This window comes from Rhodococcus aetherivorans (assembly GCF_011058165.1).
Classification (GTDB): Bacteria; Actinomycetota; Actinomycetes; order Mycobacteriales; family Mycobacteriaceae; genus Rhodococcus; species Rhodococcus aetherivorans.
On record NZ_JAALEG010000010.1, the window covers coordinates 15,765 to 40,437 of the forward strand.

20 protein-coding genes and 1 pseudogene are annotated in these 24,673 nt (G+C 69.0%); 9 read left to right on the forward strand and 12 right to left on the reverse strand.

Annotated features, from left to right (window positions below):
* Positions 1–4 precede the first annotated feature (4 nt).
* The gene (locus G6039_RS06355) at positions 5–1,270 is read right to left on the reverse strand and encodes a GAF domain-containing protein (protein ID WP_006939953.1); all 1,266 of its coding nucleotides are present in this window, start codon (positions 1,268–1,270) and stop codon (positions 5–7) included.
* 230 nt (positions 1,271–1,500) lie between these two features.
* On the opposite strand from G6039_RS06355, the gene G6039_RS06360 reads away from it, so the two are divergent.
* A complete protein-coding gene (locus G6039_RS06360) occupies positions 1,501–2,556 on the forward strand; it encodes a 2,3-butanediol dehydrogenase (RefSeq protein WP_029546450.1) in 1,056 nt (351 codons plus the stop codon).
* A 3-nt stretch (positions 2,557–2,559) separates the two neighbouring features.
* Here G6039_RS06360 and G6039_RS06365 read toward each other — a convergent pair whose 3' ends face one another.
* On the reverse strand, positions 2,560–3,192 hold the full coding sequence (locus G6039_RS06365; protein ID WP_006939950.1) for a hypothetical protein: 633 nt from the start codon (positions 3,190–3,192) through the stop codon (positions 2,560–2,562).
* Positions 3,193–3,350: 158 nt separating this feature from the next.
* Between G6039_RS06365 and G6039_RS06370 the strand changes: the two genes are divergently transcribed.
* The 6 genes from G6039_RS06370 (at position 3,351) to G6039_RS06395 (ending at position 10,939) form a co-directional block, all read left to right on the forward strand.
* Positions 3,351–5,228, forward strand: coding sequence for a DUF2075 domain-containing protein (locus tag G6039_RS06370; protein ID WP_029546449.1), 1,878 nt, complete (start codon positions 3,351–3,353; stop codon positions 5,226–5,228).
* Positions 5,229–5,462: 234 nt separating this feature from the next.
* Positions 5,463–7,082, forward strand: coding sequence for an alpha/beta fold hydrolase (locus G6039_RS06375; RefSeq protein ID WP_029546448.1), 1,620 nt, complete (start codon positions 5,463–5,465; stop codon positions 7,080–7,082).
* Between the two features lie 775 nt (positions 7,083–7,857).
* The gene (locus G6039_RS06380; protein ID WP_029546447.1) at positions 7,858–9,105 is read left to right on the forward strand and encodes a hypothetical protein; all 1,248 of its coding nucleotides are present in this window, start codon (positions 7,858–7,860) and stop codon (positions 9,103–9,105) included.
* 43 nt (positions 9,106–9,148) lie between these two features.
* Positions 9,149–9,955: an acyl-CoA thioesterase domain-containing protein gene (locus G6039_RS06385; protein WP_029546446.1), complete on the forward strand. Its 807-nt coding sequence runs from the start codon at positions 9,149–9,151 to the stop codon at positions 9,953–9,955.
* 155 nt (positions 9,956–10,110) lie between these two features.
* On the forward strand, positions 10,111–10,569 hold the full coding sequence (locus G6039_RS31200; protein ID WP_006939934.1) for an XRE family transcriptional regulator: 459 nt from the start codon (positions 10,111–10,113) through the stop codon (positions 10,567–10,569).
* Between the two features lie 13 nt (positions 10,570–10,582).
* Positions 10,583–10,939, forward strand: coding sequence for a HepT-like ribonuclease domain-containing protein (locus tag G6039_RS06395; RefSeq protein ID WP_006939933.1), 357 nt, complete (start codon positions 10,583–10,585; stop codon positions 10,937–10,939).
* 151 nt (positions 10,940–11,090) lie between these two features.
* Here G6039_RS06395 and G6039_RS06400 read toward each other — a convergent pair whose 3' ends face one another.
* Positions 11,091–11,537 carry a DUF2510 domain-containing protein gene (locus tag G6039_RS06400; protein WP_235194021.1) on the reverse strand — a complete coding sequence of 149 codons (447 nt, stop codon included), beginning with the start codon at positions 11,535–11,537 and terminating at the stop codon, positions 11,091–11,093.
* Positions 11,538–11,704: 167 nt separating this feature from the next.
* Between G6039_RS06400 and G6039_RS06405 the strand changes: the two are divergent.
* Positions 11,705–13,792, forward strand: a pseudogene (locus G6039_RS06405) (type I restriction endonuclease subunit R); the annotation flags it as partial.
* A 115-nt stretch (positions 13,793–13,907) separates the two neighbouring features.
* Here the strand turns inward: G6039_RS06405 and G6039_RS06410 are convergent.
* Complete coding sequence (locus G6039_RS06410; protein ID WP_152103909.1) at positions 13,908–14,378, reverse strand: hypothetical protein; 471 nt, start codon at positions 14,376–14,378, stop codon at positions 13,908–13,910.
* Between the two features lie 156 nt (positions 14,379–14,534).
* Entirely contained in the window at positions 14,535–16,058 is a 1,524-nt protein-coding gene (locus G6039_RS06415) for a serine hydrolase domain-containing protein (protein WP_029546444.1), read from the reverse strand.
* A gap of 200 nt (positions 16,059–16,258) precedes the next feature.
* Between G6039_RS06415 and G6039_RS06420 the strand changes: the two genes are divergently transcribed.
* Positions 16,259–17,995: a SulP family inorganic anion transporter gene (locus tag G6039_RS06420; protein WP_043798030.1), complete on the forward strand. Its 1,737-nt coding sequence runs from the start codon at positions 16,259–16,261 to the stop codon at positions 17,993–17,995.
* Positions 17,996–18,068: 73 nt separating this feature from the next.
* On the opposite strand, the gene G6039_RS06425 is transcribed toward G6039_RS06420, so the two are convergent.
* From G6039_RS06425 to G6039_RS06460, 7 genes are all read right to left on the reverse strand, one after another.
* Positions 18,069–18,899, reverse strand: coding sequence for an alpha/beta fold hydrolase (locus G6039_RS06425; RefSeq protein ID WP_029546443.1), 831 nt, complete (start codon positions 18,897–18,899; stop codon positions 18,069–18,071).
* 172 nt (positions 18,900–19,071) lie between these two features.
* Entirely contained in the window at positions 19,072–19,479 is a 408-nt protein-coding gene (locus G6039_RS06435) for a carboxymuconolactone decarboxylase family protein (protein ID WP_029546442.1), read from the reverse strand.
* The gene (locus tag G6039_RS06440) at positions 19,476–21,056 is read right to left on the reverse strand and encodes a long-chain-fatty-acid--CoA ligase (protein ID WP_029546441.1); all 1,581 of its coding nucleotides are present in this window, start codon (positions 21,054–21,056) and stop codon (positions 19,476–19,478) included. Before G6039_RS06440 ends, G6039_RS06435 begins: the two co-directional genes overlap by 4 nt.
* A gap of 40 nt (positions 21,057–21,096) precedes the next feature.
* Complete coding sequence (locus tag G6039_RS06445) at positions 21,097–21,744, reverse strand: CoA transferase subunit B (RefSeq protein WP_006939917.1); 648 nt, start codon at positions 21,742–21,744, stop codon at positions 21,097–21,099.
* Positions 21,741–22,505, reverse strand: a complete 765-nt coding sequence (locus tag G6039_RS06450) for a CoA transferase subunit A (protein ID WP_006939916.1) — start codon at positions 22,503–22,505, stop codon at positions 21,741–21,743. Before G6039_RS06450 ends, G6039_RS06445 begins: the two co-directional genes overlap by 4 nt.
* 97 nt (positions 22,506–22,602) lie before the next feature.
* A complete protein-coding gene (locus tag G6039_RS06455; protein ID WP_029546440.1) occupies positions 22,603–23,196 on the reverse strand; it encodes an RBBP9/YdeN family alpha/beta hydrolase in 594 nt (197 codons plus the stop codon).
* 51 nt (positions 23,197–23,247) lie between these two features.
* Positions 23,248–24,579, reverse strand: coding sequence for an MFS transporter (locus tag G6039_RS06460; RefSeq protein ID WP_006939914.1), 1,332 nt, complete (start codon positions 24,577–24,579; stop codon positions 23,248–23,250).
* Positions 24,580–24,673 lie beyond the last annotated feature (94 nt).

Sequence of the window (24,673 nt, forward strand, 5' to 3'; positions counted from 1 at the left end):
GCTCTCACCGGCCGTCCGCGAGCGCGCGGACGGCCGGGCTGGTCGCGTGCCGGACGAACGCGCAGTCCGCGAGGCGTTCGGCCGTTCCGAGGGTGAGCGTCATGTCGACCGAGTCGGCGAGCCGGTAGGGCCGGCTCTCGACGACGGAGCCGAGGACGCGGCGCAGCCGGGACACCTCCGCCCGCACCGCGACGGCGTGGTCCGGGTCGCCGTAGATGCCGTTGCTCACCTCGGTCACCGTCATTCCCTGCGGCCCCCGCAGGTGCAGCAGGAGCAGGATCTCGGCGTGCCGGGCGGACAGCGGGCTGCGCCACGCCGAGTCGGCGCCGCTGACGACGACCGTCGGCGTGCCGGACAGGTCCAGTTCGATCGCCATCCGCGCCGGGCCACCCGCTGGCCGGATCAGCCAGCCGTGCGCGAGCTGCTCCGGCACGCACAGGCCCAGGCCGGGCACGCTCAAGGTCCGCTCGGACGTCGGCGCCGCCACGCGCTTGGTGGCCGCAACGCCCGACGCGTGCGCCACCCACCCGTGCTCGTCGACGAGCAGCAGCGGCCCGCTCATCGAGGCGAGCACCGGCGCCGCGGCCGTGCGCAGCCGTTCGAGCCGGTTCTCGTGCAACCGCCACAGCTGCGCCTCGGCGAGCCGCACCGCCGTCTCGACGAGCGCGCTGATGGTGGGATGGATCGTCAGGGCGGGGCCGCTCACGTCGACCACGCCGAGCAGTTCCCCGGTGCGCGGATCGTGGATCGGTGCCGCGGTGCAGTACCAGGGGTGCTGGGACTGCTCGAAGTGCTCGGCGGAGAACAGCTGTACCGGGGCGGCCTCGGCGAGGGCCGTCCCGATCGCATTGGTCCCCACGGTCGCCTCCGTCCACCGGGCGCCCTCGCTGAATCCGAGGCTGTCGGCGCGGCTGCGCACCTTGGCCGACCCGGCCCGCCACAGCACGATCCCGTCCGCGTCGGTCACGACCATCAACATGTGCGACGCCTCGGCCACGGAGCACACCACCTGCTCGAGGTCGCCGATCACCCCCGACAGCGGGGAGTTCCGCCGGCGCCGTTCGACCTCGGCGAGCGGCAGCAGGGCGCGGGCGTTGCTGCCGTCCGGAGCCAGCCCCGCGACGAGCACCCGGGACCAGGACCGGGCCACCACCGACCGCGGCCGCAGCGGCGACCGACCGCCGCCGATGACCGCATCGTGCATGCGCGCCAGCTCCCGCGCGTATCGATGCAGGTCGGTGCCGGGTTCGATGGCGCTGAAGTTGCCCACGGTCTCCGTCTCTCGTCGGTCGGGTTGCGGTGAGCATATGCCGAATTGTGTGGCCGGCACCACACCCGTCACGCGGCGGTGCCGCGGCGCAACGCACTGCAACACTTGTTGCGGCGACGCCGGCGCTGTGTTCTGGATCACGCGCCGGCCTCGGTAGCGGCGCACCCGGATGGTCCCGCGTCGGACATGGCCGAACAGGTCCGACGCCCGTACAGCGAGGAGATCGACCCATGAAGGCAGCCCGCTTCCACGGCCCCGGGGACATCCGGGTCGAGGATGTCCCCGAACCGGCGACCCGGCCCGGAACCGTCAAGGTCGAGGTCGAGTGGTGCGGTATCTGCGGCACCGACCTGCACGAGTACCTCGAGGGCCCGATCTTCGCCCCGCCCGCCGACGCACCGCACCCCATCACCGGCGAGACCGTGCCGATCACCCTCGGTCACGAGTTCGCCGGTGTCGTCGCGGAAGTGGGCGACGGCGTGGACGACGTGCGGGTGGGCGACCGGGTGGTCGTCGAGCCGTACATCATCTGCGGCCGCTGCGACGCCTGCCGTAACGGCCGCTACAACGTGTGCAGCACACTGGGATTCGTGGGCCTGTCCGGATACGGCGGCGGCTTCTCGCAGTACGTCGTCGCCGAGCGGCGCTGGATTCATCCGCTCGGCGAACTCGGCACCGACGTCGGCGCCCTCGTCGAACCGCTCGCCGTCGCGTACCACGCCGTGCGGCTCTCGGGTGCGCGGCCGAGCCACTCGGCGCTCGTGTTCGGGGCCGGGCCGATCGGGCTCGTCACCACCTCGGCGCTGCGCGCGGCGGGCGTCGAGCAGATCATCGTCGTCGAACCGGCCGAGGTGCGGAAGAAGAAGGCCGAGCCGGCCGGGGCGGACCACATCATCGACCCGCGCGACGGCGACGTCACCGAGCAGGTGCTGGAGCTGACCGGCGGCCGTGGCGCCGACGTCTCCTTCGAATGCGCCGGCATCGACGCGGTCCTGAAGACCGCTATCCAGTCCACCCGGGCGGGCGGCACGTGCGTGAACGTCGCGATCTGGGGCCACGAGGCGAGCGTCGCCATGAACGACCTCGTCTTCCGCGAGGTCAACCTGCTCGGCAGCCTCGCCTACGCGAACGATCATCCCGCCACGATCGAGATGATCGCCTCCGGCAAGGTCGACCCCTACCAGTTCATCACCGGCCGGATCGGGCTCGACGACATCGTCAAGGACGGCTTCGAGGAACTGATCACCAACAAGGAGGAGAACGTCAAGATCCTCGTCCAGCCGTGATCGTCAGTCGTCGTCGCCGTTCTCCTTGTCCTCGCCGCGACGGCGCAGAAAGTTGAAGCCCGGGACGCCGACGATCGCCTGCCGCACGTCCTTCGCGACGCCCAGCAGCTCGTGGATCTCCGGGGCGACGCTCTCGAGCGTGCCCAGGATCGGCATCAGGGCCGTCATCCGGTCCGCGAGCTCCGGCAGCTGATCGAGCAGGACGACGGCCGCGTGGACCTCCTCGGCGCTGAGTTCCTCGATGAACTGGCCCGCGAGCGGCGCGGCCCGCGTCGCCATCGGCGCGTAGGTGTCGAGCAGTTCGCCGGCCGCGTCGGACGTGCGGCCGGCGGACGACACCACATCCTGCGCCCGGTGGGCCACGGCCGCGGCGTCGCCGACCACCGTCGAGCTGCTGTCGATGACCTCGTCGACCCGGCCCACGGCGGCGCGGGCGTCGGTGACGACCTCGTCGATGCGCGCGACGATCGCGCGGGCGTCGGTGACCACGTCGTCGACGCGGGCGACGAGCGCCTCGGTGGCCTCGAACAGGCTCGTGACCCGCCCGGGAACTGACACCGCGAACTCGGCGACCTCCACGGTCCGGTCCAGGGCGATGCGGGCGGCTCCGAGGGGCGCGGCGAGAAGCGACATCATGTGCTCATCCTGCCGGACGGGTGACCCTGCCGGTGTCATCGGGGAGCAGCCCTCCGCTAGCCTCTCCACTGCGGCCCGACGGACTTCCGCTGCGATGAGCGGTCCCGGACATGTCCCCACCCGCACGACTGAATTCGTGCTGCCCAGGGGACCTGACCGTGACGCTGCTTCGTACATCTGCCCGCCGGATCGCCGAGTTGGATCGGCCCGATTCGCTGGCGGAGCAGTTGTTGGAGCAGATGCTGTTTCGCACCGGTCATCGTCCCAGTCAGGCCGAACAGAAGTCGTGGAGCCGAAGCCTGCCGGTGCTTGCGCAGGATCTCGTCGATGCCGGCCTCGGCGATGTCGAGATGCTGCTCGAGTACCATCTGCCGCTCACCTCGCAGCGTGCCGACGTGGTGCTCGCCGGCACTCATCCGGCCACCGGGGCCGTGTCGTATGTCGTGGTGGAGCTGAAGCAGTGGTCGGCCGCGCGGCGCTTCGAGGACAATCCCGAACTCGTCGAGGTGGCGGGAATGCCGGGCGGGCCGAGGCTGCATCCCGTCGCGCAGGTCAAGGGGTACTGCGACTACCTGAGCGATTTCGCGCGCGCTGTCGTGGATCAGCCCGATGCCCTCGCGGGACTCGCGTACCTGCACAACGCCACCGATCCGTCCGCGGTGGCGGAGCTGCGCGCCTATCCGGGCGGGATCACCGGCCGGTTGTTCACCGCCGCCGACCGCGGCGACATGATCGACTTTCTCCGCACCCGGCTCGCCCCGGTGTCCGGGCACACCGCAGGCGACACACTCTTGAAGTCCGCGGTCGCACCGTCCCAGCAGCTGCTGAAGGTCGCCGCCGCCGAGGTGCGCGACCGGCCGCAGTTCCATCTGCTCGGCAATCAGCAGTTGGCCGTGGACCTGGTGCTGCACGAGGTCGAGATGTCCCGCGCCGCGGACCGCAAGCGCGTCGTCATCGTCACCGGGGGACCCGGCAGTGGCAAGAGCGTGATCGCGCTGTCCCTGCTCGGCGAGCTGGCCCGCCGTGGCCGCACCGTCCTGCATGCCACCGGGTCGCGTTCGTTCACCCAGACCCTGCGCAAGGTCGCCGGGGCGCGCGCCCCGCGGGTGCAGAAGATGTTCAAGTACTTCAACCAGTTCATGTCGGCCGAACGCAACGGCCTCGACGTGCTGATCCTCGACGAGGCGCACCGAATCCGTGAGACCTCCGTCGATCGGTACACCCGCGCCGAGCTGCGCACCGATCGACCGCAGATCGACGAACTCATCTCGGCGGCGCGCGTCCCGGTGTTCCTGCTCGACGAGCACCAGGTGGTGCGGCCGGGTGAACTCGGCTCGCTCGAACAGATCGAGCGCTACGCCGCGACGCTCGGACTCGAAACCCATCACGTGCACCTCGGGGAGCAGTTCCGCTGCGGAGGCAGCGAGGAGTACGTGCTGTGGGTCAAGCGTCTGCTCGGTCTCGTCGAGGGTGGCCCGGTGCGGTGGTCGGGGGATCCGCAGTTCGCGGTGCGCGTGGCCGATTCCCCGGAGGAGCTCGAGTTCCTGCTCGAGCAGCAGCGCGACCGCGGATACTCGGCACGCATGACGGCGGGGTACTGCTGGCCGTGGAGCAACCCCGACAAGGACGGCCGTCTCGTCCCGGATGTGCAGATCGGCGCGTGGGCACGGCCGTGGAACAGCAAGAGCGAACGCCGCACCGGCGACGCGCCGCCGGCCGCACTGTGGGCCACCGAGGACGGGGGTTTCGGGCAGGTCGGCTGTGTCTACACCGCGCAGGGTTTCGAATACGACTGGAACGGCGTCATCCTCGGACCGGACCTGGTGTGGCGGGACGGAGGATTCGTTTCGGTCCGTACGGCCAACAAGGATCCCGACTTCAGAAATGCGAAGAAGATCAGCGATATTCGATTCGATCGTCTGGTGCGAAACGTGTACAAGGTTCTCCTGACGCGGGGCATGATCGGCACCGTCATCTATTCCACCGACGAGCCGACTCGCGAGGCGCTGAGAAGGCTGATTCCCGAGGGAAATTGACACTACGCCGGGAGAGGCCGCGATCCGATCGCGTGTGGTTCGGCGACGGGACGCCGCATCACCCTGATGCGCTCACCAGCGCACGCCCGGCGCCCGCTCGATGCGATGGAATGGCGGAATTCAGGCGAGAGGCAGCCGCACGAGCTGCTCGATGGTGACGACTGACCGTGTCGCGGTAGATGTGAGGGTCGCCGGCCTCTTGTGAAGCACCGGAACCCGGCGCACGCTGGACGTATGGCAGTCGCACCGAAGATTGCGGTGGCGGGCGCGGCGACGGCCGTGGTCTACGGGAGCCTCGTGCGCCCCCGGCTCGTGCGGTGGGGCGCCACCGACGAGGAGATCAGCGGGCCGTTCCCCGGCGCCGACCTGGTGCCCGACGGCGAGAGGTCGGGAGCGATGGCCGTCACCATCGACGCGCCGCCCGAGCAGGTCTGGCCGTGGCTGGTGCAGATGGGCTGGGACCGCGGTGGGTGGTACTCCTGGGATCACCTGGACAACGCCGGTCGCCCGAGCGCCCGGGAAGTGCACCCGGAATGGCAGGACATCCGGCCCGGCGACCAACTGAAGTACTGGGCGCCCGGCGCGGGACCTCTGGACGCGTACAAGGTCGCACGGATCGAGCCGAATCGTTTCCTCGGGCTGTACGGGCTGATCGATCTGCGGGGCCGCACCCTCGACCCCGGGCAGCCGCGACCGTCCGGCTATCTGGAAGGACTGTGGGGCTTCCAGCTGAAGGAGCTGCCCGGCGGGCGCACCCGCCTCGTCATCAGCGGATATCAGGCGGGCCGACCGCGATGGATTACGCGCCTCGTCTACTCCGGAATCTTCCCCCCGGTCGTGTGGATCATGCAGGCGCGCATGCTGGTGGTCCTCAAAAGAAGAATCGAAAATAACTCGCGGGCAACAGATTCGAACACGGCGACAGGAGAGGCGCGAGGACGCGACTCGCGTGGTCCTTCGTCGGCGGTGGTGAAATGGCGCGGCAGCCTGCACCGCGTCCGGCCCGGCCGGGTCCCGATCCGGGACACCTCCCTCTACGTCGACGTGGTCGGGCAGGGACCTCCGTTGGTGGTCATGCACGGCGGACCGTCGGCGGACATGTGGACGATGCAAGCCTTCCGGCAGTGCGCGGACCGGTTCACGTTGGTGTTCTACGACCACCGCTGCAACGGGCGCTCGATCGGTGCACCCGTCGAAACGATGACGTGGGAGAACCTCACCGCGGATGCCGACGCCCTGCGCGAGAGTCTCGGTTTCGAGCGGTGGGCGGTGCTCGGGCATTCGTTCGGCGGGCAGGTCGCGCTCGAGTACGCTCTGCGCTACCCCGAGCGGGTCTCGCATCTCGTGCTGCTCGACACCGGCGCCGACAGTCACTGGGAGCGCCAGAACGTTCCGAAGGTGCTCCTCGAACGCGGCTACAGCCGGGAGAAGGCGGAGCTGGCGCGGCGGTGGTTCACCGGCGAGTTCACTCCCCGCGAGTACTTCCCGATCTTCGCGCAGATCGGGGACGCATACTTCTACCGTTCCGGCCTCGACATACTGGCTCGCGAGCTGAGCAGCGGAGCGTGGCGTTCGAGGCTGCGGCCGGCGCCGCTCATCTTCGCCGGCCGGCATCTGCTGAAGGACTGGACGGTCACCGATCGTCTCGGTGGGATCACCGCGCCCACGCTCGTCGTGGCCGGGCGCGAGGACTTCGTGTTCCCGCCGGAGTGCCAGCGGGAGCTGGCCGCCGGCATTCCCGGTGCGCGCCTTCGGATCATCGACCGGGCCGGGCACAACCCGCACGACGAGCAGACGGCCGAGGTCGTGCGGGCACTCGAAGACTTCCTGGGTGCCGACATTTCCGCCGGATAGATCGCGCGCCTCGGTTGTGGCGTAGGTGAACGTGCCGCGGCGCAGGACGCTTCGAGGAGACGGACGCCCTGCGGGCGACTGTCCTCGACCGAGCGGAGACCCTACGGGTCCCTGAGTCTTTCGGCCCCTTCCCCAACGCTGCCCGGTCGCCATACCCCGATAGACCTTCTCGGCCAGCACTTTCGGCCCCACGTCGCGGGCGACGTGCGGCTGTGCTGGACCCGAACGAACGTGTCGACCCGCGCGATCAGGTGCCCCGCCACCAGCTACGGGGACAAAGGTACTGGTGCCCAGTCGGTTTCGAGCACGACGAAGTCGCGCTCGCAGCGTCCGTGCGCTGACGTCGGACCACGGGAGAGTAGCGACGTGGACCGGTGTGTCTCGGTTACCGTTGCGCACACCGGGAACAGCGATGCACGACGAGCCCCTCGAAGCCGAGGGGCTCGTGCGTCAGGACGTCGACCGGGCGCGGCGGTGTGAGATCGGCGCGACGGAACGTGCGCGCGGTTGCGGATACACGCCCCTGCCGGGCGTGTGGATAGACTCCACCCTACGGTGCATGACAGCTCTTTCTGTCGTGTGCCCAGACCCCGGTGCGGTGCTGCAACACCTGCCGGGGTCGACCTGTTTTCAGGCCAATGGAGGGATGGTGGCACGGCCGACGCGTGCCGTCAACTCGAACGCGCGTTCGGATTCTGGGGCGCGCGTGGCGAAATCCGAAGAGAGTCCGGCGCGTCGAGCACGCCCGAGGTGGGACGCCCGGCGATGGTAGGGCGTGGCGTCAATTTTCCGATATGTCCTTCTTGTCGTCGGCGGGTTCACTGCGGGGCTGGTGCTGGCCGCCCCGAGCGTCGACACCTATCCCTTGGCCGACGGGTTGCTGCCCGGCCCGGTGTTCACATCCGACGTTGCTGCCGCCGCAGCCGGGGGGCTCGCGGCGCTGGCCGTGGCGACAGCGATTCGCCGGCGCGTGCTCGCGACCGCCCTGGTCGGCGCGATGGTCGTGGCCGTCGTCGCGCTGCCGGGAGGGTGGCGGTTCGACATGTACGTCGCGACGATCGGGGCGGGCCTGCTGCTCGGCGCGCTCGTCGTGCTGGGCGCCGAGAAGCTGCACGCCGCCCTGCCCGGAGTGGTGGTCGCCGGGCTGCTGACGGCCGAGCCGCTTGCGCAGTTCCGGGAGCTGGACTCGGCGCCTCAGCGGTACGCGTCCTACCTTGCAGCGAGCGTTCAGCCGGTCAATGCCGTGTGGCTGTCGCTGGCGATCGTCACCGCCGTTGCGGCGGGGGTGGTGGCGCTGACCGCCGGAAACGACACGGCGCCGGTCGCCCGGGCGCGTGGGCGGGAGGTGGCCGTCGGCATCGGTGTGCCGATCCTCGGGGTGGGGCTGTACTGGTCGTTCCACCACGCGCTGTTCTCCCTGGACGACCTCGGGGAGGGGCGGTGGCTGTGGGGTCTGGTGGCGGTGCCGGTGCTCATCGCCGCGGCGCTGTGGCTGCGGAGACGGACAGGGGCGGTGCTCCTGGCGGCGACGGCCGTGGTCGTCGCCGCGGGCGGCACCGTCTTGTGGTCGCCGGCCGCGTGGCCGGCGCTGCTGATCGGGCCGGTTCTCGTGGCCGTTGGTGTATGGCTGGGTCGCCGCAGGCCGATGCCCCTGGTGGGCGTGGGGCTGCTCGCGCTCGTCGCGGCTTCCGGGATCTTCGATCGTCCGCCGTGGGACAACGTGAACTTCGCGGCGACGATCCTCGTGGTGCCGTTCGCCGCCGCATACACGATCATCGCGTCACTGCCGTCGACGGCGCCCGTGACCGCCACCTCGCTGGCTCTGCCGGCGGTGCTGGCGTTGCCGCTGCTCGCGCAGTTCGGCTGGACCGCCTACACCCCGCTCACCGACGACCCAGCCGGGTGGAGCCCGAGTGCGTGGACGTGGACGTCGGTGGGCGCGTCGACCGCCGCCATCCTGGCCTGCGGTGCGGCGATGGTGTGGCTACGGCATCGCGGGACGAGCGAGGACATCGGAACCTGACCGGGACGTTCGCTGAGGAAACGAGTGCTGCGAGAATCCGAGCATGCCTGACTCCATGCGCGGATACTTCACCGAATCGGACGGCACGTACCTTCCCACGAAGTACGCCGTCAGCCCCTGGTCGTCGACGATGCTGGCCGGACCGTGCGTGACCGGCCTGCTCGCCCGGGAACTCGACAAGGACCACGGTCCCGACGGGTTCGTCCCCGCCCGGCTCACCGTCGACCTGTTCAGGCCGGTGCAGAACGCGCCCGTCCGGTTCGAGACGACCCGCGTGCGAGACGGCAACCGCATCCGCGTCGCCGACGCCTACCTGATCCAGGGCGACGACGTCACCGCCCGCGGGACCGTCGTCTACCTGCGTCCATCCGAGCAGCCGCCGGGCACCGTCTGGACCCGTGACGAGCACCCGACGCCGCCCGCCGAAGCACTCGACGGCCCGGAGGCGGGATTCGCACCCACCTGGTTCGGCAGCGACGCGCACCCTGAGGGCTGGTCGCAGGTGCGGTCCGAGCATCAGAACGCGAGCCGGAAACGCATGTGGTCCCGGCAGATTCCGGTGATCGTGGGGGAGGAGATGTCGCCGTTCGTGCGGACCGCGGTCGTCGGCGAGGGCACCAGTTTCATGGCCAACTGGAGCGACGAGGGCGTCGGCTTCATCAACGGCGACCTCACGCTGACCCTCTCGCGGCTGCCCGTCGGCACCGAGGTCGGCGTCGAAGCCGATCACCACCTCAGCGCCGCCGGCGTCGCGGTGGGCACCTCGGTGCTGTTCGACCGGTTCGGTCCGTTCGGGACGGGCGCCGTCACGTGCCTGGCGAACGCTCGTCGTCAGGTGAACTTCGGTTGAGCGGCACTGTGCCGAGCGCGCAGTTCTCGTGGACGTTGCCCGGCGTGTCGTCACGAGAACTGCACATCCGAGCGAACCCGTGACTCCCCGCGGGGCATGGGCCGCGTCCGGCCCACATCGCTTCAATCGATAACAAAATCTGTTATCGTGATGTCGTGGCCGTCGGCTTCGGTGACTTCGTTCGCATCCGGCGGGGGATTCTGGGTCTCTCGCAACGGGAGCTCGCCGAGCGCTCCGGCATCAAGCAGCCTCTGATCGCCGCAATCGAGACCGGACGACGGCAGCCGTCCGAGCCGGCCCGTTCGGCGCTGACGGCAGCCCTGCCCGTTCGCCCCTCCGAGGCTCTGGCAGCCCGACGCGAAGAAGTGCGCGAACTCTTCGCCGAGGCGGGACTGCCAAACCCGAGGGTGTTCGGATCTGTGGCGCGCGGCGACGACGACTTCGCCTCGGATATCGACCTCATCGTGGATTTCAGCGATCGCCACGACATCGTCGACCTCCTCGGGTTGCAGCAAGCATTGGAAGACCTGCTCACCGTGCGGGTCGAGATCGTCGACGGGCGAGCCGGGGGGCGCGTGGGGGACCGGGCCCGGGAGGAAGCCGTGGCGCTGTGACATCGGAGAAGCTGTGACGTCGGAGGAGAATGCGGACGAGCGTGTTCGCCGTCGTTTACAGGACCTTGCCGACTTCGCGGCGGATGCCGCCTACACGGTGGGACTCGGTCTGGATGCCTACCTGGAGGACAGTCCCTACGGGCGCGTGCTGCGGAACAACGGTCGGCACATCCTGATCCAGGTGGCCACGGTCGTCGAGAAGCTGCCGGAGACGTTCAAGTCCGAGTTCCCCGGCGTCGACTGGGTGGCGATCGGACGGATGCGAAACCTGATCGCGCACCACTACGACAAGGTGAACGACCGTCTCGTCTACTCCGCCTTGGCGACCCGGATCCCCGAACTGAGCGCCACGCTGGGGCTGGGGCGCTGAGCTCGGTTCTCCTCCGCTCACCTCGCAGGCTGGACAACGCCGGACATCGACAACCGTCGCTTTCGTTGTCGATGTCCGGAGCAGGTGTGGAGGGACGGGCGTAACGCCCTGAGGCGCGACAGGACGCCGAAGCGTGCGGTTGTCGTCGTCGCTACGGCGCCCCGAACCCGTAGGTGAAACTGCCCGTCGTCCAGTTCATCGTCGCGTGGTACTTGTACCCGCTCATCGTGCCGTCGCCGTTGTCCTCGGTCGCGACGAAGCACTCGAACACCGTCGTCGTCTCGGTGAGGTTGTCGGTGGACCCGCCGTTGCCGGGTGAGCAGGTCACCTCGATCACCGGCCCGTCGAACATTCCGTTGTCGATGTGCTTGCTCGCCATCTGCTCCACACTCGACTCGATCTCAGAGACGGATCGCGCGCGGGAGGCGCGCTCGGCGTTGTCGCGCTGCTGCTGCGCCGCCTTCTCGGCGGCCAGGCGTTCCGCTTCGCGCTGTGCAGCTTCCTCTGCCGCCGCGACCTGTGCCGCAACCTGGGCGTCGTGATTGAGCTTCCAGGTGAGCGCCCCACCCCCCACGGCGAGCAGCAGGACTGCCAGCACGATCAGGAGCGGCTTCTTCCTGATTCGGCGCTTCTTGCCGTCGACGGCGCCGGAACCAGGGAAGTCCAGCCACCGGGTGCCGTCCAGTAACGCTGGCCCCCGTTCGGACCGGGGTACCAGCCGGCGGGTGCGGGCGTCTTGTCGTCCGACATCGTCATGCCCTTCTTGAACTGTCCGGCCGGACAACCGGCGGGATCTACTTCACGACCCTGCAGAAATTCGGGCGCAGCCGTGACGAACGCGAATCCGGCCACAGCCACCCCCTCCTCTCGGCCCGGCGCAACATCATCGTCATCGTCGACGAGGCGCACCGCAGCCACTACGACAACCTCGACGGCTACGCGCGTCACCTGCGCGACGCGCTGCCGCACGCGACCCTCATCGCCTTCACCGGCACGCCCGTCTCGTTCGAGGACCGGGACACCCGGGCGGTGTTCGGCGACTACATCGACGTCTACGACCTCACCCGTGCGGTCGAGGACGGCGCCACCGTCCCGGTCCACTTCGAAAGCCGGCTGGTCAAGGTTGCGTTCGCCGGCGACGTGACCGAGGAGCAGATCGACGCGTCCGCCGACGAACTCACCGTCGGACTCGACGACACCGACCGCGACCGCATCGAGAAGTCCGTCGCGGTCGTCAACGCCGTCTACGGCGCGCCGGCCCGGCTGCACAAGCTCGCCGCCGACCTCGTCGAACACTGGGAGAGTCGCCGCGAGCAGATGGCCAAATTCGTCGGGTCCGACGACAACCCCACCGCGCCCGGCAAGGCCCTGATCGTGTGCGCGACCCGCGAGATCTGCGCCAATCTCTACGACGAGATCGTCGCACTGCGCCCGGATTGGCACTCGGGCGAGATCTCCAGCGGGCGAATCAAAGTCGTCTACTCGGGAACCGCGGCCGATCAGCCGCCGATCGACAGGCATGTGCGCCGCGACTCGGCGAACGCCGCGATCAAGAAGCGGCTCAAGGACATCGACGACGAGCTCGAAATCGTCATCGTCAAGGACATGCTCCTCACCGGCTTCGATGCGCCGCCGCTGCACACTCTCTATCTCGACCGGCCGTTGAAGGGTGCGCTGCTCATGCAGGCCCTCGCCCGGGTCAACCGCACCTTCCGCGGCAAACGCGACGGGCTGCTCGTGGCCTACGCGCCCGTCGCCGACAACCTCGCTGAGGCGCTGGCCGAGTACACGGCGACGGATCAGGAGACCAAACCGCTGGGCCGGCCGATCGAGGAGTCCGTCGACGCCGTCAAGAACCTGCTCACGGTGCTCGTGAACATGCTGCACGGTTTCGACTGGCGGTCGCGCCTCCGGTCCGCCACCGGACCGCGTGGCTATATCGAAGCCGTGCTCGCCACCGTGAACTACCTGCGCGACCCGAAGCTTCCGGAGAACCGGGTGCCGGAAGGGGACGAGACCCTGGCGGCCCGCTTCCGGAAATTCTCCTCCCAACTGTCCCGCGCCTGGGCGATCTGCGGCACTCATCCCGATCTGGGAGGGCTGGCCGCCGACGCGAAGTTCTTCGAGGAAGTCCGCGTCTACATGGCGAAGTTCGACGCCGAGGATCGGCAGGCGCGGGGGCTCGCTGTTCCGGAGGACGTGCGGCGTGCCTTGCGTCAGCTCATGGCCGCCTCGGTCGAATCCGGCGAGGTACTCGACATCTACGACGCCGCCGGCATTCCGCGACCGTCGCTCACCGAACTCAATGCGGAATTCCTGGCACGGGCCGAACATGCGAAGAACCCGAACCTCGCGATCGAGGCGCTCCGCAAGCTCATCAACGAGGAAGCGCGAAAGGTTGCACGGCACAATCTGGTACGTCAGCGAGCGTTCTCACAACGTCTGCAGGAACTGATGAACAAGTACACCAACTCGCAGCTCACCTCCGCGGAGGTGATCGCCGCGCTGGTCGAGGTCGCGCAGGAGGTGCAGGCCGAGGGCGACCGCGGCCGCCGCTTCGATCCGCCGCTGGACTGGCACGAACTCGCCTTCTACGACGCCGTGGCCCAGAACGAATCCGCCGTCACCGAGCAGGGCGACGACGTGCTCGCCCAGATCGCCCGGGAACTCGTCGCTGTCATGCGTCGCGACGTCAGGACCGACTGGCGCGTGCGGGCGGACGTCAAGGCCAAGTTGCGCTCGCAGATCAAGCGGTTGCTCACGCGGTACAAGTACCCGCCGGACCGGCAGGCAGGCGCGATCAAGCTGGTGCTCGAACAGATGGAGGCGATCGCGCCGACGATGGCCGCGTGAGTGTGCACGCGTCTCGCGTGAGGCAGATGCGGGCACGAACCCCCACGTCCCTGCCAATACCGCAGTGGCGAAGTGGCCGCTCGGGGCGAGGCCGTGGGATCACGGTGTCGACCCGTCAGGGTCGTGTGTTCCCCGGATCGATGGGCTGCCCGAGACCGGTGGCACGCCCGGTTCGGTCGCGTTGCAGCTGCCATGTCACCTGGTAGGCCATCCGTCCCACACCGCCTTCGCGCACATAGGCTTTCGCGCGCATCACCAGTACGAACGGGCTGCCCTGGATGCCCGTGAACTGGCGTTGTTCCAGGCCGACGACGGCGGAGTCGACCGCGAGGATCGCGCCCGTATCTCGAACGTGCAGGCTCGTCATCGAGGCGCTCACCATCGGCACGGCCACATCCTGGCGGGCGAACGTCTGGATGGTGTCGTCGGCGTAGGGGACGAACGAGAGGATGTCGACATGCTGGCCGCTGTCCTCGGCCGACAGATCGAACATGAGCCATCCGGAATGGATCATCAGCAGACCATTCGTGCCGGCATCGATCATGTAGGGCACTCGGAGGTGTTGGACAGCATCGATGTCGCGCACCCGAAGTCGGACGGTCATGTGTACTCCTGAGGAAGGGGCTGGGGCATTACCACCATCCCGCCGGGGCTTCCGGACGGTAACCCACCCCAGGGCTTCGGTTCGTCCCCCCTGCCCGCCGCCGGGCACTCCGGTCGGTGCGGGCGGACGCCGTGCCGGTCAGGGTGCGGGGGAGTGGCCCCGCCCCCGGGCAACCCGGCGGACGAGCAGCGTCGCGGCGGCGACGGCGCCCGCTCCCTCGGTCCACAACCTCGGGTTCGTCGCCGGCGGCCGCTTCCGGGCGGACAGCGGCATCAGCTCGAAGTGCACGGACATGTCGTCCGTTCCGGGCTCGCGCCCGAACACGACCCGGCTGGAGCCCAGCCCGTCGCCGAGGTCGAACCGGAACGCGTACGGATCGGCCGGGTCGTCGGGGTGCAGCGGCAGGCCCCGGTAGAGCGGAGGCAGCGGGGTCAGGAACCGGAGCAGGAGTTCGCCGCGACGGACGAAGACCTCGACGCCGGCGCCGATCATGGCCCGGACGCGGGTGTCCGTGAGCCGGCCGGGTAGGTAGTACCACCCGCAGATCTCGGACCAGACCTCGGGGCGCTGCGGAACGTCGGTGCGGATCTTCTCGCCCGGAACGCCGAGCACGGACCCGAGCAGCGTCCCGGTTTCCACCGGCAGCCACATCACGGCCCGGTGCGCTCCGTTGGTGAAGGCGAGGATCCCGACGCCGTCGCCCGGGGCGACGGTGATCTGCGAGTTGAAGCCGGGCAGAATGCCCTGGTGCTCGGCCACGTGGTGGCCGCCCACGTCGCCGCGGAAGAAGGTCAGGCCGACGCCGGGCAGCCGCGGATCGGCCTGGTACTGGGGCGCGAACATGGTGGCGAGCGTCGCGGGTTCGAGCACCGATCCGTGCTCATTGGCGCCGCCGCCCAGCAGCGCCGCGACGTAGCGGGCCATGTCCGTGGGTGTCGAGTACGCCGCGCCGGCTCCCGCCGTCACCGGTTCCCGTTCGGGGACCGCCCTGGGGCCGCTCGAGCGCAGGGTGTAGCCGGTCGCGATCCGCGCGGCGTCCAGGTCGGCCCGGACGAGGCTGGTGCTCGTCATGCCGAGGGGTTCGAAGACGTGCTCGCGCAGGTAGCGGTGCAGCGGCTGCCCGGTCATGTCCTCGACCATCTGGCCGAGCGTCGCGTGCGAGTGGTTCCCGTACCGGAACCTGGTGCCGGGCTCCGCGTCGATGCGCAGTCTTCCTCGATAGTGCTCGGCCAGGGATCGTGGCCGTCCGGGCTCGACGTTCTCCCCGAAATTCGGTCGGAGCGCGCCGGACGCCGGCGCCACCTCGCCGAGTCCCGCGGTGTGGGTCAGCAGGTGGCGCACCGTCGCGGGCCGCCAGCCGGACCGCGCGGGGACCAGCCGGAAGGCGCGCAGATAGTCGGCGGCGGGCGCATCGAGGTCGACGAGTCCCCGTTCCCACAGCTGCATGACCGCGATCGCCGTGAACGTCTTGGTGATCGATGCGATCCGGAAGATCGTGTCCTCGGTGACGGGTCTGTTCGACGGGATGTCCGCGACGCCGTGCCCGTGGAAGAACTCCAGCGTTCCGTCGCGGACCACGCCGACCGCCAGGCCGACGGCGGGCCGGCGGTTGAGGATCTCGTCGACGGCGGCCCGCAGCTCGGGCCTCTCGATCTCGGACATGGCTCCCCCCTCGGGCGTCCCGGCTCGAATCGATCGTAGGTGGGTTGCTCGCGTCGCGCCCGAAAGTGCGGTCCGCGCGGGTAAGAACACGCGCGAGAGAACACCGATGGGCACGGGTGTTCCGGGCCGACGCAGCAACCGGTGCGTGTGTTGCCCACAATCGGCGTTTCCGACTGGGCCTGCGGTGCCATACTCTCTGAATGTCCTTCAGCCGAGCCCTGGCTGGGCTGCCCGGTGTCGTGACGGTACGCCGTTACCGCCGCGAATGGTTGCGCTCGGATGTGACGGCCGGGCTCGTTCTGACCGCACTGCTCATTCCTGCCGGCATGGGCTACGCCGAAGCCGCCGGGCTGCCCGCGTACGCGGGCCTGTACGCGACCATCGTGCCGTTGCTCGCGTACGCCGTCGTGGGACCGTCCAAGATTCTCGTTCTGGGACCGGACTCGTCGCTGGCGCCGCTGATCGCTGCGGCGGTGTTGCCGCTGACCGTGGCCGCGGACCCGGAAAGCGCACTGGTCCTGGCGGGCGTCCTGGCGGTGCTGGTCGGCGTGATCATGATCCTCGGAGGGTTGCTGCGGCTCGGGTTCGTCACCGAGTTGTTGTCCAAGCCGTTGCGCCTGGGCTATCTCAACGCGATCGCGTTGATCGTGATCGTCGGGCAGCTGCCGAAGCTGCTGGGCTTCTCGGTCGACGCCTCGGGCCTTCTCGACGAGCTTGCCGGGATCGTCGGGGCGGTGCTGGACGGGGACGTCGACCCGACGACGGCGCTCGTGGGCGGTGTGTCGCTGGCGGTGATCATCGGGCTCAAGGTGCTGCATTCCAAGGTTCCGGGTGTTCTGGTCGCGGTCGGGGGAGCCATGGTCGTCGCCTTCGCGATCGACCTCACCGACGACATCGACATGGTCGGCGCCCTGCCACGCGGTATGCCCCTCCCGTCGTTCGGCGGGGTGAGCTGGGATGAGGTGGCCGCGCTCGTGGGGCCGGCGGCGGGTATCGCGTTGATCGCCTTCGCCGACTCCGGCGTGCTGTCGCGCACCTTCGCAGCCCGGCGGGGCGAGAACGTCGACGGCAGTACGGAGATGAAGGCGATCGGAGTCGCGAACGTGGCCAGCGGGGTGTTCGGTGGGTTCCCGATCTCGGCCAGCGGTTCCCGTACCCCGGTGGCAGAGGAGAGCGGAGCCCGCACCCAGCTGGCCGGAGTCGTCGGAGCCACAGCGGTGCTGTTGTTCGTTCTGCTCGCACCCGGAGTGACGGCGTATCTCCCCCAGGCCACGCTGGGGGCGGTGGTGATCGTCGCGGCGTGGGCGCTGGTCGACGTGCCCGGTGTGGTGCGGATGTGGCGGATGAGCCGCGTCGAAGCGGGTCTGGCCGCTGCAGCGTTCGTCGGCGTCGCCTTGGTGGGGGTCTTGCAGGGCATCCTGGTGGCGATCGGATTGTCCTTCGTGGCAGTGGTTGTGCGGGTATGGCAGCCCTATCGGACGGAGCTGGTCGCCCTTCCGGACCGGGACGGGTTCCACGACATCACCCGGCACCCCGAGGGCCGGCGCATCCCGGGTCTGGTCCTCGTTCGATTCGATGCTCCGTTGTTCTTCGCCAACGGGGAGATATTCGACAGCTACGTCCGTTCATTGGTGAACGACTCGGCGTCTCCCGTCGAATGGGTCGTCGTCGCCGCCGAGCCGATCATCGGATTGGACACCACAGCCGTCGACGAAGTGGTCGACCTCGACCGGTATCTGGAGAGCCAGCACGTCAGGCTCGTCTTCGCAGAGATGAAAGGCCCCGTGAAGGATCGGCTCGTGCGCTTCGGCGTGGGTGACCGATTCGATACGTCGCGGTTCTATCCGACGATCGAAGCTGCGGTGAGCGCCTTCGAGCAACGGCGTCGGCGCCACGGCGACGACCGGTCCGAGGGCGACGGCCCGGAAACCTCGTGACGTACCGCGGATCGGTCCGACGAGCGAAGTGCGGCACGTGCCTCCTCGTCGGACCGTCGCGGCGCAGAAGCCGTCATCCGGTCGCGAGAAACGCATCGATGACCGGCACGACCTCGCCGGCTCCGGTGAGCACGTCGATGTGCCCCCCGGAGTGCATATGCAGGGTGGCATGGGGAAGCAGCCGGTGCATGATGCGGGCATTGACGGCGGGAACGATCGGGTCGTCGGTGCCGGCGACCACGAGGACCGGTTGCCGGATCAGCGGCAGCATCGGCAGGCTCGTCCACAGGGCCCCGGCGAGCAGTTGCTGCAGATATCCGGTTCGCGACGTCGTGCGGGGCTGCCTGCCGAGCAGGCCGGCGACCGCGCCGGCGTTCGGGCGGGCGGTACCGCCGTACAGTTCCGCGACGTTCGCCGCGGCCCAGGCGGCGTCGTCGAATCGCCGGCGGGTGAGCATCTTCGCCAAGGTGCGCGGACTGCCCGGGACGGACACTGCCCCGGTGCTGGTGGCGACGAGCACGAGACGCCGGCAGCGCCGCGGATTCTGCAGGGCGAACTGCTGAGCCAGCGCGCCGCCCCACGAGTATCCGACGACGTCGACGACCCGGAAACCGAGGGCGTCGAGGACCCGGCCCACGACCCATGCCAGATACGGGAAGCCGTACGGCACCAGCGACGACGGCGACCCACCGGCGCCGGGTACGTCGAAGCGCACGATCGTCGCCCCCGCGTTCCAGGACTCCACGATCGGACCGAGGATTTCCAATCCGGCGCCGAGACCGTTGCACAACACCACAGGAACTCCGCTCCCGTGGCGCACGCTGACCCGGATCCGGTGGCAGCCGACGCGGACGATCCGCTCCTCGAACCGGGTGTGGTGATCGAGCACGTTTCCGGCGGTCACGTGGAGAGCACAACCATCTCGGCGATACACACCGGTCGTGTCCCACCGTCGATCTCGCAGTTGATCTCGAAGACCACCTCGAGACCTGCCGGCTTGTGCTGAAGTCGAAGCGTCATGATTGTTCCTCGAGATGTGGGGCGTTCTGCCCGGGGAGTGCGGGAGCGGCGTTGTGTCAGGCGTGCCCGGCACAGTCCGATTCGGGCACCCGACCCTGGGAGGACAGTTCCTCGAGGAGGAGTGGCACGCCGATGTTCAGCGAGTGGATGCCGATGGTGGTCGCGAGCTTCAGGACTTCGACGATCTCGCGGGCGGTGACGCCCAGATCGAGTGCGGCTCGTATGTGTCGCCGCAGCCCGGGAGCGTACATGTGGGTGCAGGAGGCATCGACGGCGATGCACAGCAACTGGACGACCTGCGGTGAGAGCACGCCGCTCTGGTACGGCTGCATCGTCGCCGTCAGGTAATGCTCGGTCCATTCGGGATCGAGTTCCTCGATCCCGTCCCACAGCGGGTTCCAGGTGCCCTCCGCCTTCATGCGGTCGACGATGGAAGGAGCCGCACCGGGCGTGTGGGCGGTCATCGGCCGCGAACCTGGTCGACGACGGCCGAGACCAGCTCGCGCTTGAGGATCTTTCCGGTGGCGGTCATGGGCAGGGCCGCGGTGAATTCGACGGACCGGGGGTACTTGTAGCCGGCCATCTGGTCCTTGCACCAGTCGATCAGCTCCGTCTCGGTGATCCGTGCACCCGGTTCGAGGATGACGAATGCCTTGACTTCTTCGCCGTGCCGTTCGTCCGGGACGCCCACGACGGCTGCGAGCGAGACCGCGGCGTGCGTCATCAGTACTTCCTCGATCTCTCGGGGGTAGACGTTGAATCCGCCGCGGACGATGAGATCCTTGGCCCGGTCGACGATGTAGTAGAAGCCGTCCTCGTCGCGCCGTGCGAGATCGCCTGTGCGGAACCAGCCGTCGCGCATCACCTCGGCGGTGGCGTCGGGCCGGCCGAGGTAGCCCTTCATCACGTTGTGGCCGCGGAGTGCGAGCTCCCCGACCTGGTCGTCGCCGAGAACGGGGTTCCAGTGCTCGTCGACGAGCTTGGCCTCGATGCCCCAGACCGGAACACCGATCGAGCCGGGGCGGGGGTCGCGTTCGGGGTCGCTGAAGACCGCCAGCGGCGAGGTTTCGGACAGACCGTAGCCCTCGAGAATCCGCACGCCGAAGCGGCGTTCGAACTGGGCGTGGATCTCCACGGGCAGCGCGGCGCCACCGGAGATCGCGCGCCGCAGGGAGCGGGAGATGCGGTCGACGTCGACGGTGTCGTCGACCGCGCCGAGCAGAGCCCAGTACATGGTCGGCACCCCGGCGAAGACGGTGATGTCCTCGCCGACCATGAGCTCGAGCGCCGCCTTCGCGTCGAACCGCGGCAGGAGCACGAGGGTGGCGCCGACCGACAGGCCGGCATTCATCGTCACGGTCTGGCCGAAGGAATGGAACAGTGGCAGGGTGAGCAGGTAGGTGTCCGGGCGCAGCGGGGTGCTGTCGAACAACCGGTTGGCGGTCAGGGCATTGAGCAGCATGTTCGCGTGCGTCAGTTCCGCGCCCTTCGGCCGGCCGGTGGTGCCGCTGGTGTAGAGGATCACCGCGGTATCGCCGGGCTCGCGAACGACGGTGTCGAATGTGTCCGGACGGGTCTCGACGGCCCGGGCGAGGGTGCCGACGCCGGGGATCGGCGACGACGTGTCCGGGTCCGCGGTGAGGAGAATCATCTCGCGGCATCCGGCGGCGTTGTCGAATCCGGCACGGCCGTATTCGCCCATGGGCAGGTCGTCGGTGCCCTCGAAGCAGAAGTAGAGGGCGGCACCGGAATCGTCGAGATGGTAGGTGATCTCGCGCGGCTTGAGCAGGATGTTCAACGGCACGACGATCGCGCCGGCCTTGAGGATCCCGTAGTAGACGGCGGGGAACTGCGGGATGTTCGGGCACGAGAGCGCGACCTTGTCGCCGGGGCCGATGCCCCGGGCGGCGAGCAGGTTCGCCACCTGGTTGGCCAGGGCGTCGAGGTGGGCGTAGGTGAGGCGTTCCGTGCCGAAGACCAGTGCGACGCGATCGGGGTAGCGACGGACGGAGTCTTCCAGTAGTACGGAGAGATTGAGCACGAGAGTGTGTCCTGTCGTTGTGACGAGGGAGACGGTGGGGTCAGCCCAGGGGTGCGTCGGTGGCGGCGCGGACCTGCTCGGCGGTGACGCCGGGTGCGCACTCGACCAGCACCAGTCCGGTGTCGGTGACGTCGAGGACGGCGAGGTCGGTGATGATCCGCTGCACCACGGCCTCCCCGGTGAGCGGCAGGGTGCACCGCTCGACAATCTTCGATGCGCCGGTCTTGTCGGTGTGCTCCATCAGCACGATGACCGTGCGGGCGCCGTGGACGAGGTCCATCGCCCCGCCCATGCCCTTGACCATCTTGCCCGGCACCATCCAGTTCGCCAGATCCCCGGTGGCGGAGACCTGCATCCCACCGAGCACCGCGGTGTCGATGTGCCCGCCGCGGATCATCCCGAACGAGATGGCCGAGTCGAAGAACGCCGCACCGGGGTGGACGGTGACCGTTTCCTTGCCGGCGTTGATCAGGTCCGGATCGACGGCGTCCTCGGTCGGGTAGGGGCCCGTCCCCAGGATCCCGTTCTCCGAATGCAGCGTGACCCGCACGCCCTCGGGTAGGAAGTTCGGAATCAGCGTCGGCAGCCCGATGCCGAGATTGACGTACTGCCCCGGCGTGAGTTCCTGCGCGGCGCGGGCCGCCATCTCGGTACGTGACCAGCCGAGGGTGTCGATCACTGCGGTCATGCTCGGGCCTCCTTGGCGGCGCGCACGGTGCGCTTCTCGATCTGCTTGTCCTGCATTCCGGTGTGCACGATGCGGTCGACGAAGATTCCCGGAAGGTGCACCTGGTCCGGGTCGATCTCGCCGGGTTCGACGAGCTGTTCGACCTGGGCGATGCAGATCTTCCCGGCCATCGCGGCCAGCGGGTTGAAGTTCATCGCGGCCTTGTTGAACACCAGGTTGCCCTCGGTGTCGCCGCGCAGCGCATGTACCAGGGCGAAGTCCGCGGTGATCGATTCTTCGAGCACGTACCGCCTGCCGCGGAACTCGCGGATCTCCTTCGGCGGCGACGCGAGTGCGACGGATCCGTCCGCGTGGTAGCGCCACGGCAGCCCGCCCTGCGAGACGGGGGTGCCGACCCCGGCGGGAGTGAAGAACGCCGGGATGCCGGCGCCGCCGGCACGCATCTTCTCCGCCAGGGTGCCCTGCGGGGTCAGCTCCACCTCGAGTTCACCGGAGAGGTACTGACGGGCGAACTCCTTGTTCTCCCCCACATAGGAGGCGGTGACGCGGCGGATCCGCTTGTCGCCGAGCAGGATTCCCAGTCCGTGCCCGTCGACGCCGCAGTTGTTGGAGAACACCTCGAAATCGGTGCCCTTCCCCTCCGCGAGCGCCGCGATCAGCTCGTCTGGGATGCCTGACAGGCCGAAACCTCCGACCGCGAGCGAGGCACCGGACGGGATGTCGGCGACGGCCTCGGCCGCAGTTGTGTAGATCTTGCTCAATTTCTTTCTCCGTACTGGCGCAGGACGCGCGATGCAGGGGGCGTGTGGCTGGCGTGAGGGGCGGGCCGGCGACCTCGAGTCGTGGCCCGCCCCGGAATCAGCACCGCGCTGCGGCGGATGCTGCGGTGTGCTCGATCAGTTCCTGCAGCAGCTCCTCGGCGCGCGGCCAATATCCGTAGCCGGCGGCGGGATTCAGGTGCCCGACGTTGCCGAGGTCGACCAGCCGGCTGCCCCACAGCTCGGCCATGCCGGTCACACGGCGGTAGCAGGCGAGTGGATCGTTGCGGCTTGCTGCGACGACACTCGGGAACGGCAGCCTCCGGCGAGGGATGGGGTTCCAGCCGCCACGGTCGAGGTCTTCGCCGGAGGGGTAGCCGGCGGGCAGCGGCAACTCCAGGTCCGCCGGGGTCGCCAGGAGGGCGCCCTGGATCGGCCGGGTGGGGTTCTGGGCCCAGTGGACTGTGGTCATGACTCCGGCGCTGTGGGCGACGAGCACGACCGGGCCGGAGATGTCGTTCAGGACGGTGTCGAGAGCGGCGACGCGGGCGGCACGGTCGAGCTTGTCGTGCTCGAGCGGGGGCACGGTGCGCGCGTCGTCGAGGCGTTCGGCGAGCAGGGTCTGCCAGTGGTCCGCGACGTGGTCTCGCAGACCCGGCACTATCACCACGGTCGGAGAGGTGGGGCTGTTCAAGATCGGCTCCAGGAGCTTGTTCGAAGTGACGGGGAAGCAGGAGTGTCTGCCTCAGCGGGCGACGGGAGTGCTCAGTGCGAGGAGTTTGCGCAGTCCCGCAGGATGGAGGCGCTTGCCGGCCAGCAGCGCGGCGATGGCGGCGAGGTAGACCAGGGGCGACAGCTGCAGCGCCTCTCGCAAGCCGAGCCGATCGGCGAGGATGCCGACGACGAACGGGCCGAGGGCGAGACCGAGCAGGTTGTTGGCGACGGTGAGCGTGCCCATCGCGGACGCGCGCACCGACGTGTGGGTCAGGTTCGCGACCATCGCTGCGGTTGGACCCGAGGAGCCGGCGGAGAAGAAGGCACCGATTCCGATGAGCACAAGCTGGGCGGGGCCGGCCTCGAGCCGGAAGGCGGTAAGCAGGCACACCAGCGCGATGATGCAGAAGACGACGGCAGCGGTCCACTTGCGGGTGATGTCGTGGCGGCCGAGGCGGTCGGTGATGATGCCGCAGACGACCATGCCACTGCCGACGAGAAGTACGACGATCGAGGCGGCGGCTCCGGCCTTGTCCGGGGCGAGGCCGTAGTACCGGTTGAAGTAGCTCGGAGTCCACGACAGCAGCACTGCGGCGGTGAATATCTGCAGTCCGCCACCGATGTAGGCGAACAGCACTGCCGGATTGGTGAACAGGCTCGACACCGGGGCGCGAAAGCCGTCGGGTGGGGTTGCGGTCTGCCTCGGGTGTTCGTCGGCGGCGTTCTCGGCGAGCCTGCGTTCGGTGACGAGCGTCCGGAACAGCGCAACCAGGATCAGGCCGAAGACCGCCATGGCCGCGAACGACCATCGCCAGCTCAGGTGCACGGCGATCACTCCGCCGAGGGCGACGCCGATCACCGACCCGAACGATCCGCCGGCCATGAAGGCGCCGCTGAGTGAGGCGTGCACCCGCGGGGCGAATACACTCAGCACCACCGCGATGCCCACGCTGCCGTAGGCGGCTTCGCCGACGCCGACGAGGAATCTGGCACCGAGCATCTGCTCGAAGTTGGAGGCGACCGCACAGAGCAGGGTGGCCGCGCTCCACAACACGGCCATGAGCACGAGGCTCTTGACCCGGCCCCACCGGTCCGCGAGCAGCGACAACGGCAGGGTGAGCAGGCCGACCATGAGGGCGACGATGCTGGTGAGGGAGGCGAGCTGTGAATCAGACAGGGCCCATTCGCTTTTCAGGAACGGGAAGACGGCGCTGAGGACCTGTCGGGACATGTAGTCCGAGAGCAGCAGCCCGAAGGTCAGGGCGAAGACGATCCACGGGTACGTCCGTGAGCGCGTGTGGGGGCGGGGACCGGCGGCCGGTGTACCGGTCGGATTCTCCACGGGGGAGGTGGGCAGTCCCATGGGAACTCCTGTGGGCGAGGGTGGCGGTGAATGCGGAGGAACGACCGCGAGGAGGACAGAACGAGACGTCGTGGGCCTCTCCCGTGGCACCGCC